Here is an 11,309-nt window from a genome sequence, read left to right as displayed (position 1 = left end):
GGCGGTCGTTCATGCCAGAAAGGACTGCGTGGTCAGACGCGGCCTGCGTAGCCGGCCTCGGCGACCGCGGCGGTGGCAGCGGAGATGTCGAGGGGGCCGTCGGAGTCGACGAACACTTCGGTGTCGCCGCCCTTGACCAGATCATCGATGCGGACCTCGCTCACGCCCTCGACGGCCTTCAATTCTTCGGTGACGGATGCGATGCAGTGGCCGCACGTCATACCGGAAACGATCATCTTGGTGGTCTGGGTGTCCATAGTTCTCCTTGGAGGGTGAGGTGTTGACGGTATGTCGTGATGCTGGGTGGATCTGAACGGGACGAACGTGAGGCTAGCTTCGGACCAGACGTGCGATCGCGTCGGCCGCCTCGCGGACCTTGGCGTCCTTGGCCTCGTCTGAGACCTGTGCCGCCTCGACGACGCAGTGGCTGATGTGCTCCTCGAGGAGTCCCAGACTGACCGCGTGCAGCGCCTTGGTGGCAGCGCTCACCTGAGTGAGCACGTCGATGCAGTAGGTGTCTTCCTCGACCATGCGCGCGATGCCTCGCACCTGGCCCTCGATGCGGCGCAACCGCTTCAGGTAGTTGTCCTTGGACTGGGCGTAACCGTTCACAGCCATGAAAACACCATACCCCTATGGGGTATTCCGTCGTGTTCCTTCGCGACCGATGGCGAAGAATTCAGGCGACGGAACGGACGACGCTCCCTATCGTGGCGGTATGCCGATCCTCACGCCGGACGCTGACCAACTCGCCGCTGCCCGGGACCTCTTGACTGCGGCTCAGCAGGACCCGCGAACCGCGTGCGCCTACCTGGGGACCGAGCCAGCCGGGGTCGAGGCGGAGCTGGAGGGGCTGTCGCCGTCGTGGACCCAGACGGCGCGGGTGGCCGTGCGTGGGGAGGACGTCGTCGGGGTGGTCGTCGTCGACAGCGATGAGGAGACCGGACGCAGCTGGATCCACGGTCCCTGGACGAAGGACGATGAAGCCTGGGAGCAGTGGGCTCGACCGCTCGTCGACGCCGCGATCGAGCAGACCTCGGAGCGCATCGATGATCATGAGATCAGCGCGGACCCCGCCAACACGCGCATCTCAGCGCTCGCGGACGAGCTCGGCTGGCACCGAAGCGCAGTCAATATCGCCTACGTCGCCCGAAGCGATGAGGGCTGGCCATTGCCCGACGGAGGGTCGACGAGCGACGTGCCACGTCGAGCCACGGCTGCGGACCTACCCCCGATCGCAGAATTGCATACCGCGGCCTTTCCCGGCACCTACGCGACTGCGCGTCAGCTCGTTGAGGATGACGAGCGCGTCACCTTGGTCTTAGCCGACCACACCGGGTTCGAGATCCTGGGTTATGCGTCGGCGGAGGTGCAGGCGGATGGGGCGGGCTACCTCGACTTCATCGCGATCACCCCGCCGGCCCGCGGAAACGGTCTGTCCAAGATGCTTCTCGCTGCGATCGGGCGGATGATCCTCACCGCGTCGGACAAAGGCAGCCTGAGCCTGACGGTCAAGGAGGAGAACGCGCCGGCGGTAGCCCTCTACGAGTCCTTTGGATTCACCCGCGACGCCGTGCTCGTCGGCTATCGCAGCAAGCCCTACCAGGGGTGAAGATCGGTCCTCTCGGGCCGTTCGGTGTGGCAGGGGCGACCGTCCGGTCAGGGGGCGAACTCGCAGAAGCTGGCGTAGTGGTCATCGGTGTAGTACCAGACCTCGGGGTCGGTCTCCTCGGGTCCGCCGGTGACCACCCGCCTGGCGCCACGGTCGCGCGAGCCGGGTGTCTGGATGGTGAACTCGCGGTAGTAGCCGCGTGACTCCTGGGGCAACTCTCTCTCCCGGTTGCCGAACGTCGAACCATCCTTGCCGTCGTGCTCATAGGGGCCACCGGCCTCGATGTCGTTGACGACGGGGTCGAGCTCGTCCGGGAGGGTCTGGTCACGGCAGGCGTTGATGTCGTCCCAGTCGCGGGTGTCTACGCCCGTCGGGCCGTCGCTGCCGATCAAGCTGTCGCCCGTGGGCGTGACCCCTGGCGTGACGTCCGATCGACTCGTGGTCGGGGCCACCGGCTCGCTCTGGTCCGGCGCGTTCCCGCCCATCGACTGCTGCACCAGCCACAAGATCAGCAGCGCGAGAAGGATGAGCATTCCGATTGCCAGCGGCTTTGTCAGCTTCACCGGCGTGCCGCTCCCGTCGCGATCACCGGCAGGTCGGCCGCGTCGAGGATGTCAGTGAGCACCCACCACCCTTGACTGTCCGCGCGCGCCAGGTGTTCCGCCCCCTCCCACAGGAGCGCGACCGGTCCACCCCAGATGTCGGTGAGATCGCGCAGGGAGTCCTCCAGCGCGTCGAGATTGGTGCCCGCGGTGTCCGGCAGCCGCAGGGTCCGCGCGATCGCCGCCTGCGTCTGGCGCAGGTCGCCAGTGACGGGCGTGACGGCGCAGGCCACGGCATACCCGCGGGCCCTCAAGCTCGTCGCCTGTAATTGCGCCTTCTCCGCGGAAGCAACGATCAGGCCCCGAGTCAGGGCGCCGTCAGCACCGGAAGACAAGCTCTCAGTCGCGTCGACGCGTGTTGACGTCTGGATCGACGTCGTCGGCCTGGAGGTAGTCGTCGGTGAGACTGTCACGCTGCTCACGAGCACTGCGGACGGCATCGCCCGCCTCGTTCTCCAACTGTTGCGCCTGGGCGCGGGCTTCTTCGGCGCGCTCCCGGAGCACGCGGGCCTGGTCCTCGACGGCAGAGACCGACCCTTCCGTCCCCTGCGCCTTACTGCGCAACTCGCTCGCCTGCTGGCGGGCAAGCTCCCTCTTCTTGTGGGTTTGGGCGGCCACGATCGCCACGATGATCGCGATCACCACTACGGCAGCGATCAACAGCCAGACCCAGGTCATATCGTTCATGCCCATCTCCGTCGAATCGTTCATGCTCATCTCCTCAGACGTTGTCGCAGGCTTTGGTGCCCAATCTAGCGCGACCTCCAAGGGTCTCCACTTCAGTTGACCCGACTGACTCGTGCCGGCAACCGCCCCCGGCCGGGGCAGGACCTCAGATCAGCAGTGCTGCGACCAGGACGAAGGGTAGGAATGCGACAAGACCTGCCAGCGCGGTGAGCGTCGGTGCGAGCAGGACGGGCGCGGACGGGGCGGCGAGCAGCCGCAGCCGCGTCCCCACCTGTTGTCCAGCGCCCCCCGCGGTGTCCGGGTATGGCGACCCCGGGACCGCGGGCGTGCGCTGGCTGGGAGCAGCGGTGGTGGGCGGTGTGGCAGGTGAGTTGGGCGTTTCGCGGGTGGCCATCGCGACCAGGGCCCTGGCCAGCGAGGTTGCGCCGCAAGCGACAGCAGCGGCCCGGTCCGCCAGTGCCTCGGCGAGCAGGTGGACCTCCCGGAGTGCAGCGGGCGAGCGCACGGGACCGGGAACCGCCTCGTGCAGGACCGTGAAGAGCTCCAGCAACAGGTCGTGGCGGTGGACCAGGTGGGCACGTTCGTGCGCGAGGACGGCCGAGAGCCCTTCGTGGTCGAGCCGGTCCAGGGCAGCCTGGCTTAGCACGATCCGGTCGTGCCGGCCCGGCAGGCAGTAGGCGGTGGGGTTGGCCTGGGCGACGACGGCGACCCGCGTGCCAGGGGCGCTCCCCGGCAGAGTCACGCCGCCAAGAGGCCGGGGCGTGTGGACCGAGCCCGGCTGCGGGCCCTCGAGCCGCTCACCAACGAGGTCGACCAGCAGCCGGTGTCGCGACCTGCGCCGCCGCAGGTCGGTCCCGACGCGGTGCCCCGACCAGAGCACCCGGGCGAGCATCAGGGCGGACACGGCGATCGCCATACCGAGCAGGGTCGGCTGGCGCAGCCCCAACGTGAGGGCCGCGACCGGTGCCGCCAGGAGGGCGCAGAGCACACCGGCGATGCTGATCGACTGCCACAGCAGCAAACCTTGGGCAGGGGCGAGACGAGGAGCGGTCCACCGGGCTAGCACGTTGGGTGCCAGCAAGGTCAGCACCAGTGCGCAACCGATGAGCGCGGCGGTGACGAGGGCGCCCGTCACAGGTCAGCTGTGCCGACGTTCGACCTCGGCCAGTGCCGCGCGCAGATCGTCGATCTCGGCGGGGCTGGCGTCGTCGAGGAAGTGCAGCATCGCCAGCTTGCGGTCCGCAGCCACATTGTCCAGCGTCGAGCGCAGTGCGCTGGCGGCAAGCTCTGCGCGGGAGAAGGCCGCGGTGTAGCGCCAGGCTCGACCGTCGCGGGTGCGGTCGGTGATGTCCTTCTTGGCCAGCCGGTCCAGGACCGTCATGATCGTGGTGTAGGCCAGCTCCTTGTGCCCTCGCCTCTCCATCAGCTCCATCACGTCCCGCACGGTCAGCTCAGGACCGTGGGCCCACAGCGTGTCCATCACGGTTCGTTCGAGATCACCGAGGGCGCTGGAGCGTAGGGGCATGCCAGCGACTCTACTCTCGTGCGTCGTAGTTGGCGGGCGCCTAGGCTAGGGGCCATGCGAGTTCTCGTCACCGGCGGCGCCGGCTACATCGGTTCCCACACCGTCCTGCAGTTGTTGGCGGCGGGGCACCAGGTCGTCATCGTCGACGACTTCAGCAATGCCAAGCCCACGGTGGTCAACCGGCTCGAGACGCTAGCGTCCCAGCCGCTGACCGTGCACGCCTTCGACGTGGCCGACCGCGACAGGCTCGACGCGCTGTTCGCCGACCCCGCCGCGCCGATCGACGCCGTGATCCACTTCGCCGCGTTCAAGGCCGTCGGCGAGTCGGTGGCCAAGCCGCTGGACTACTACCGCAACAACCTCGGGGCGACCCTCGCGCTGGCCGAGGCGATGCTCAGGTATGACGTGAGACACCTGGTCTTCTCCTCGTCGGCGACCGTCTACGGCGAGTCGGCCCCGGTCCCCATGACCGAGGACCTGCCGACGTCGGCGACCAACCCCTACGGGTGGACCAAGGTGATGAACGAGCAGATTCTTCGCGACGCGGTGGTGGCGCACCCGCTGCTGCGCGTCGCGCTGCTGCGCTACTTCAACCCGGTCGGCGCGCACCCTTCCGGGCAGATCGGCGAGGACCCGGCGGGCATCCCTAACAACCTGATGCCCTACCTCGCGCAGGTCGCCCTCGGGCGGATCCCCAAGCTGTCCGTCTTCGGGGACGACTACGACACCGTCGACGGCAGTGGGGTGCGCGACTATCTTCACGTCGAGGATCTCGCCGCCGGTCACCTGGCCGCCTTGGAGTGGATCAGCACCCACGACCGACCACTGTCGGTCTGGAATCTCGGCTCCGGGCAGGGCACTTCGGTGCTGGAGCTGGTGCGGGCCTTCGAGCGGGCGAGCGGGCGTGAGATCCCCTACGAGATCGTGGCCCGGCGCCCGGGCGACATCGCCACCTCCTACGCCGACCCGTCGCTGGCCGAGCGTGAGCTGGGCTGGCGCACCACCCGCACTGTCGACGACATGTGCGTGGACACCTGGCGCTGGCAGCAGGCCAACCCGCACGGCTACCCGAGCTAGCCGGACGAGTCGGTGGCGTGCGCGCGCCTCACGTCGCGTCCGGGGTCGTCTCCTGACCGATGGCCGTAGACAGCTCGTCCAGGTAGTCATCGACGGAGTCCTCGCGATAACCCTGCCCGAGGAGAGTCCCCTCGAATTTCACGCTGGCGATCTCGGGGGCGGGTTGACCGTGGCGGACCGCGTCAAAGACCTCCTCGATGAGACCGTCGACCTGCTCGGTGTTGTAGCCGCGACGAACGCGCGTCGTGGGGAAGCCGTCCGGCGTGGGCAGATCACCCTCGTTCACGCCCTCTGGCACCGGCACCGTCGGGATGTCCTCAGTACTCATCCCCACATCGTCCCACCCCGGGCTGAAATCTGCCTGACTGCAATGGGTCGGTGCCCTGGCTGTGGATCGCCGGGGTGCCTCAGCTCTTGGCGGCACTCTTGCGCTGGGCGGCGGTGTAGGCCGACTGGTGACGCGCAGACTCGATGTCCTTACCTTGCGCGACGGCGCTGCGGAGGGAGGCAGTCGACGTGGAGTAGGCGGCCATCGCCACGGCGCCCGCTCCGGGTGCGTAGGTCAGGGATGTGTCGGCGCGCACGCCCAGGTGGGCACCCACCTCGATCGCGTCCTGATTGGCGCCGAGGTAGTGGAAGACCCAGTGATAGCTGCGCTCCTGTTGCTCGATCAGAGTCTTGATCCCCGCGTGGGTCCACTCCTGGGAGCTGTTCTCCAGCCCGTCGGTCATGATCCCGACGATCACCAGGCCCGGACGCTCGTCCTCGGGGAGGTCGGACAGGAACTGCCCGGTTTCGGTGACCAACTGGCCGATCGAGTCCAACAGCGCGGTCATCCCGCGTGGCTGCAGAGAGAGTGGGGCGACCTCGGCCACCTCCTTGGCGGCATACCGCACGACGTAGTCACCCGGGCCGGAGAAGTCGGCCAGGGTCACGGTGCAGCGGCCCGGCTGGCTGCGTTGATCGGCGATGAACGAGTCGAAGCCACCCTCGACGTCGCTCTTGATGGAGGCCATCGAGCCTGAGGCGTCGAGCAGGAAGGCCATGTGGGTGTAGTTCGGATTAGTCATGGGAGTTCCTTTTGCTGTTGCGGCGGACGAACCGCATAGGTGCGTCCTCTTGGTGGTCGGCCCGTGCGAGCGTGATGCCCTGGGCGTCGACCCGGCCGCCCCGGCTGTATGCCGCCAGGGTGGCTGAGCGCGCTAGTCGAGGAGAGACGCTGTTGGGGGCGATGCCGGCGAGGGCGGCTATCTGGCGCACTGACGTGCCTTCGTGCGTCACGGCCTGGGCCATCGCCTCGTCCAGCGCGGACTGGACGGCGTCACGGGCCTGCGTCAGCGAGGTGACGGCCACGGTGGAGGAGGTCAGATCGACCTTTCCTAGCGTGGTCACGGCCTCGGCATAGCGCGTGGTGAGTTCGTCGTCCATGCTCATAGTCTATGCGCAAAAATTGCATATGTGCAAAGATTGCGCACGCGGGTGGGCGTATGGGGCCCGTTCGCGCAGGATCCGATGGAGCCCGCCGCTGCGGAGCCGTCTCAGGTCAGGTCAGGTCGCGGTGGTCCACGATCCGGCGGGCCTTGCCGACGGAGCGCTCGACGCCCCCCTCGGCCAGCACGACCACCTGCGCCGTCGTGCCGATCCGCGACTTGATCTGCTGCGCGATCTCCTTGGCGATCGCGTCCCGGCGAGCCTGGTCCAACCCGGGCTTGCCCTCGACGTTGACGGTCAACTGGTCCATGCGTCCGGGCCGGGTGAGCACACACTGGAAGTAGGGCGCCAGACCGTCGATCTTGAGCACGATCTCCTCGATCTGCGTCGGGAAGACGTTGACTCCGCGGACGATCATCAGGTCGTCGGAGCGGCCGGTGATCTTGGCCATCCGACGGAAGGACGGCCGCGCCGTCCCCGGGAGCAAGCGGGTCAGGTCCCGGGTGCGATAGCGCAGCACCGGCATCGCCTCGCGTGTCATGGCGGTGAGCACTAGCTCGCCCTCCTCACCGTCCGGCATCGGTTCTTCCGTGATCGGGTCGATGATCTCGGGGTAGAAGTGGTCCTCCCACAGCGTCAGCCCGTCCTTGGTCTCGACGCACTCCTGCGCGACGCCCGGCCCCATCATTTCCGAGAGCCCGTAGATGTCGGTCGCGTGCATCTGGCAGGTCGCCTCCACCTCGTCCCGCATCGCTTCGGTCCACGGTTCGGCACCGAAGACACCGATCTTCAGCGACGTCTCGGCGGGGTCCAGACCCTGCGACTTCACGTAGTCGATCAGCGACAGGAAGTAGGACGGGGTCACCATGATCACGTCCGGCTGGAAGTCCTGGATCAGCTGGATCTGCTTCTCGGTCTGGCCGCCGCTCACCGGGATCACGGTGCAGCCGAGCCGCTCCGCGCCGTAGTGTGCACCCAGACCACCGGTGAAGAGACCGTAGCCGTAGGCCACGTGCACCATGTCGCCCGGCTGGGTCCCCGCCGCCCGCAGGGACCTGGCCACGAGGTTGGCCCACATGTCGATGTCACCCTGCGTGTAGCCGACGACGGTCGGGCGCCCCGTGGTCCCCGAGCTCGCATGGATCCGCACGCACTGCTTCCGCGGCACCGCGAGCATGTCGAAGGGGTAGTTGTCCCGCAGATCCGCCTTGGTCGTGAACGGCAGCAGCCGGATGTCCTCCAGAGAGGTGATGTCATCCGGATGGAGACCACGCTCGTCGAACTTCCGCCGATAGTGTCCGACGTTGTCGTAGCAACGTCGCACCGCAGTCTGCAGCCGGCTGAGCTGCTCGCTGCGCATCTGGTCGACCGACCAGCGTTCGGCGTCGTCATACAGGTCCGGCCTGGGGGTGATGGTCGGCAGTGGCACGGAAACACCTCTTCGTCGATGGTGGCTACAGCACGAGAGTATGCCCGTGGGTCAACGAGGGGGGAGGGACCTGCTTCGTCCACGGAACTCGGCCACGATCTCGCCGTCTTCGCGCATCACGGTGACGTCCGTGATCCCGCTCCGGCCGTAGGTGACCCGCTCCCTAGCCTCGGCGATCAGCACATCGCCGAGATGCCCGGCGGTCAGGAAGCTGATGTCGGCGGCCGCCGCGACGGTCAGTCGCCCGGAGGCGTTGCAGGCCAGCGCAAACGTCGAGTCGGCGAAGATGAACAGGTAGCCACCGTGCAGGATGTCGTGCCCGTTGACCATCGATTCCACGACCCGCATCCGGGTCCGCGCGAAGCCGAGGCCGCTCGCGCCGTCGACACCGACCTCGAGCGCCTCGATCCCGAGCGCGGCTGAGGCCTGGTCCTGCTCCCACATGGTGGTGACGTGGGTCAGGTCTGCCTCGGTGCTGCCGTCGTCGGTGTCCAGGGCTGGGCTGGGTCGGTAGCGTCCCCCGGGGTAGGCGGCGTCCAGCTCGGCCAGTTGGGCCCTGATCGTGTCCGCACCGATCTCCGCGAGCCACTCGAAAGGTCCCTTGGGGTAGTTAGTGCCCAGACGCATCGCGGTGTCGACGTCGGCGGCGGTCGCCTCGCCACGGGCGACGAGATCGACGCCCTCATTGACCAGCATGGCGACGGTGCGGGCGACGGGGTCAGTGCGGAGCGGGCCGCCGACGAGCCGAGTGGCGAGCACCTCGTCGGGGTGTGCGTCGAGGGCGGTGCCGGATTCGTCATACCGGAAGACGCCCTGGCCTGACTTGCGGCCGAGCCGGCCCGATCGCACGAGGTCGTGCTGATAGTCGGTGGGCGCGTAGCGCGGGTCCTGCCCCGTCTGCCGCCAGACCGACTCGCCGACCGCGTAGTTGACGTCCTGGCCGATGAGGTCAGTCAGCTCCATCGGGCCCATCCGGAAGCCGGCGTTGCGTAGGGCCAGATCGATCGTCGCGGCGTCGGCCAGGCCCTCGGCGACCATCCGCTGCGCTTCACCATAGAAGGGGCGGGCGACGCGGTTGACGATGAAGCCGGGGGTAGACGTGCACCGGACCGGCGTCTTGCCCCAGCTCTGCATGAGCGTGCAGGCGTCGTCGAGGATGGCGGGGTCGGAGTCGGAGCCCGCGATGACCTCGACCAGCTTCATCAGGGCAGGGGGATTGAAGAAGTGCAGGCCGAGGACGCGGCCTGGGTGCGTCAGGGCGGGGGAGCGACCGCCGTGCAGGGCAGCGTCGTGACCCGTCGTGGCCTCGCCGGTGATCGCGTCGATCGACAGGCTGGAGGTGTTGGTGGCCAGCACGGTCGTCGGCGACTGCGCCTCCTCGAGTTGCCGGAAGATCGCGCGCTTGATGTCGATCTGCTCGACGACGGCTTCGATGACCAGGCCGACCGGCGGGAGGGTCCTCATGTCGGCGGTCGTCAGGGTGCTGATCCTGGCCAACGTCGCGTCGGCCTCCTCGCGGGTGCGGCGACCTTTGGCGACGAGCGTGTCGTAGGTGGCGACGAGGCGTTCCAGGGCCGTGTCCGCCGCCCCAGGCTGGCTGTCGACGAGCGTCACGGGATGTCCCGCCTCCGCCGCGACTTGAGCGATCCCCGCACCCATGGCGCCCGCACCGATGACCGCCACCGACAGTTGGTCGGCGCGGGTCGGATCCTTGGGCGTGGGCACATCGGCTGGCTTCGTCATGGCCTCACCTTTCCACGGCGCGCGCCCTTCCTGCCGCCGGCCGTGCTTATGGGCACGTGAAAGCTGTGGAATGCCGCAACTCCCACGTGCCCATAAGCACGGACATCCGCTGGGCCTGTGGATAGGCCCATCCTCGAGACAGGTGGATCTGCGACGTTTGACCTCATGCTGGCCCCATCGTCTCTGCCAAGCGTCGCCATCGTGCGTCTCCACCATGCGTGTCCGCCAGGAGGCGCGCCGTGAACCGGGTGGGTGACCTCACCTCTCGCCAGCGGATCGAGCGCCGCCAGCGAGTGGGTCGCAGTCTCGCCGATCAGCACGCAGGGGTAGCCAGAAGGGCCGATCTCCTCGCCGAGGGCCTGACTGATCACGACGTCAGGGCGGAGATCACCCGCGGGGTCTGGCGCAAAGCGGGGGCGCACACCATCTGTGTCGACGGCCCCGAGCCGTCGGGAACGGGGCTCCTCTGGCGAGCATTGTGGGAGTCGGGGCCACGTGCTGTCCTCGACGGGCCGAGCGCACTCATCGCCGCCGGTCTGCAGCACTGGACCCAGGACGTCGTGCACCTGTCGGTGCCACACAATGCCACGGTCCGCGAGCTCCCCGGCGTCGTGCATCATCGAAGTCGCGGCATCGGTCCCATCGTTAGCACCGGCTTGCGCCGGACCAAGCCGCAGGTAGCGGTGATCAGGGCCGCGGAGTGGGCGGTGAGCGACCGTGCCGCGGCCACCCTCGTCGCCATGACTGTCCAGCAAAGGCTGGTCGCGCCAGCGCAGGTGATGGAGCGCTGGAGCCAGACCGCCCGGTCGCGACGTCGTCAGCTGCTCGATGCGGTGATCAGGGACGTGTGCGACGGTGCGCACTCCATCAACGAGCTGGACATCGCCACTGCCTGTCGGGCCCGGGGCCTGCCTCCTCCGACCAGCCAGGCAGTCCGGACGGGGTCACGCGGACGGGTCTACCTCGACCTCTTCTGGGACGACTACCTGGTCCATGTGGAGATCCAGGGAGCGCACCACCTGCAGGGGCTTAAGGGAGTCGAGGATGCGTTGCGGACCAACGACGTGGCCATCGCAGATCACGACGTCACCAGCCTCCAGGTGCCCATCCTCGGCTGGCGGCTGCGACCGACTGACTTCCTGGGGCAGATCGAGGCAGCCCTGGTCGGTCGGGGTTGGCGTCGGGCCTCGGCGTGAGGTGTCC

General features: G+C 68.1%; 15 protein-coding genes. 3 read left to right on the top strand and 12 right to left on the bottom strand.

Translation table 11 applies throughout. From position 1 onward, the window contains the following. Positions 1-32 precede the first annotated feature (32 nt). Together Q4P07_RS07210 and Q4P07_RS07205 are read right to left on the bottom strand one after the other, a co-directional pair. Positions 33-257 carry a heavy-metal-associated domain-containing protein gene (locus Q4P07_RS07210; protein WP_303374230.1) on the bottom strand — a complete coding sequence of 75 codons (225 nt, stop codon included), beginning with the start codon at positions 255-257 and terminating at the stop codon, positions 33-35. A gap of 73 nt (positions 258-330) precedes the next feature. Further along, positions 331-612 (bottom strand): metal-sensitive transcriptional regulator, encoded by a 282-nt coding sequence (locus Q4P07_RS07205; protein ID WP_303374232.1) that lies wholly within the window; start codon positions 610-612, stop codon positions 331-333. A 106-nt stretch (positions 613-718) separates the two neighbouring features. Between Q4P07_RS07205 and Q4P07_RS07200 the strand changes: the two genes are divergently transcribed. After that, on the top strand, positions 719-1,612 hold the full coding sequence (locus Q4P07_RS07200) for a GNAT family N-acetyltransferase (RefSeq protein ID WP_303374229.1): 894 nt from the start codon (positions 719-721) through the stop codon (positions 1,610-1,612). A gap of 47 nt (positions 1,613-1,659) precedes the next feature. On the opposite strand, the gene Q4P07_RS07195 is transcribed toward Q4P07_RS07200, so the two are convergent. From Q4P07_RS07195 to Q4P07_RS07175, 5 genes are all read right to left on the bottom strand, one after another. Continuing rightward, a complete protein-coding gene (locus Q4P07_RS07195) occupies positions 1,660-2,175 on the bottom strand; it encodes a ribonuclease domain-containing protein (RefSeq protein ID WP_303374228.1) in 516 nt (171 codons plus the stop codon). After that, positions 2,172-2,549, bottom strand: a complete 378-nt coding sequence (locus Q4P07_RS07190; protein ID WP_303374227.1) for a barstar family protein — start codon at positions 2,547-2,549, stop codon at positions 2,172-2,174. The genes Q4P07_RS07195 and Q4P07_RS07190 overlap by 4 nt, the downstream gene beginning before the upstream one ends. 4 nt (positions 2,550-2,553) lie before the next feature. Continuing rightward, positions 2,554-2,925, bottom strand: coding sequence for a hypothetical protein (locus Q4P07_RS07185; RefSeq protein WP_303374226.1), 372 nt, complete (start codon positions 2,923-2,925; stop codon positions 2,554-2,556). Positions 2,926-3,046: 121 nt separating this feature from the next. Next, positions 3,047-4,036 carry a M56 family metallopeptidase gene (locus tag Q4P07_RS07180; RefSeq protein WP_303374225.1) on the bottom strand — a complete coding sequence of 330 codons (990 nt, stop codon included), beginning with the start codon at positions 4,034-4,036 and terminating at the stop codon, positions 3,047-3,049. Between the two features lie 3 nt (positions 4,037-4,039). Continuing rightward, on the bottom strand, positions 4,040-4,426 hold the full coding sequence (locus tag Q4P07_RS07175) for a BlaI/MecI/CopY family transcriptional regulator (RefSeq protein WP_303374224.1): 387 nt from the start codon (positions 4,424-4,426) through the stop codon (positions 4,040-4,042). Positions 4,427-4,480: 54 nt separating this feature from the next. On the opposite strand from Q4P07_RS07175, the gene galE reads away from it, so the two are divergent. Next, a complete protein-coding gene (gene galE / locus Q4P07_RS07170) occupies positions 4,481-5,503 on the top strand; it encodes a UDP-glucose 4-epimerase GalE (protein ID WP_303374223.1) in 1,023 nt (340 codons plus the stop codon). A 28-nt stretch (positions 5,504-5,531) separates the two neighbouring features. Here galE and Q4P07_RS07165 read toward each other — a convergent pair whose 3' ends face one another. The 5 genes from Q4P07_RS07165 to Q4P07_RS07145 all read right to left on the bottom strand — a co-directional run bounded on the left by Q4P07_RS07165 (position 5,532) and on the right by Q4P07_RS07145 (position 10,106). Continuing rightward, positions 5,532-5,831, bottom strand: coding sequence for a DivIVA domain-containing protein (locus Q4P07_RS07165; protein ID WP_303374222.1), 300 nt, complete (start codon positions 5,829-5,831; stop codon positions 5,532-5,534). A 79-nt stretch (positions 5,832-5,910) separates the two neighbouring features. Then, positions 5,911-6,573, bottom strand: a complete 663-nt coding sequence (locus Q4P07_RS07160) for a VWA domain-containing protein (protein ID WP_303374221.1) — start codon at positions 6,571-6,573, stop codon at positions 5,911-5,913. Next, on the bottom strand, positions 6,566-6,931 hold the full coding sequence (locus tag Q4P07_RS07155) for a hypothetical protein (RefSeq protein WP_303374220.1): 366 nt from the start codon (positions 6,929-6,931) through the stop codon (positions 6,566-6,568). The genes Q4P07_RS07160 and Q4P07_RS07155 overlap by 8 nt, the downstream gene beginning before the upstream one ends. A gap of 115 nt (positions 6,932-7,046) precedes the next feature. Then, complete coding sequence (gene paaK / locus Q4P07_RS07150) at positions 7,047-8,357, bottom strand: phenylacetate--CoA ligase PaaK (protein WP_303374231.1); 1,311 nt, start codon at positions 8,355-8,357, stop codon at positions 7,047-7,049. Positions 8,358-8,414: 57 nt separating this feature from the next. Further along, positions 8,415-10,106 carry a 3-hydroxyacyl-CoA dehydrogenase NAD-binding domain-containing protein gene (locus tag Q4P07_RS07145; RefSeq protein WP_303374219.1) on the bottom strand — a complete coding sequence of 564 codons (1,692 nt, stop codon included), beginning with the start codon at positions 10,104-10,106 and terminating at the stop codon, positions 8,415-8,417. Between the two features lie 239 nt (positions 10,107-10,345). On the opposite strand from Q4P07_RS07145, the gene Q4P07_RS07140 reads away from it, so the two are divergent. Continuing rightward, positions 10,346-11,302 (top strand): hypothetical protein, encoded by a 957-nt coding sequence (locus Q4P07_RS07140; protein ID WP_303374218.1) that lies wholly within the window; start codon positions 10,346-10,348, stop codon positions 11,300-11,302. Positions 11,303-11,309: the final 7 nt, after the last annotated feature.

This window comes from Ornithinimicrobium sp. (assembly GCF_030537745.1).
Lineage (GTDB): Bacteria > Actinomycetota > Actinomycetes > Actinomycetales > Dermatophilaceae > Ornithinicoccus.
Note: the sequence above shows the minus strand (reverse complement) of the source record. Positions and strands in the feature narration are given on the sequence as shown.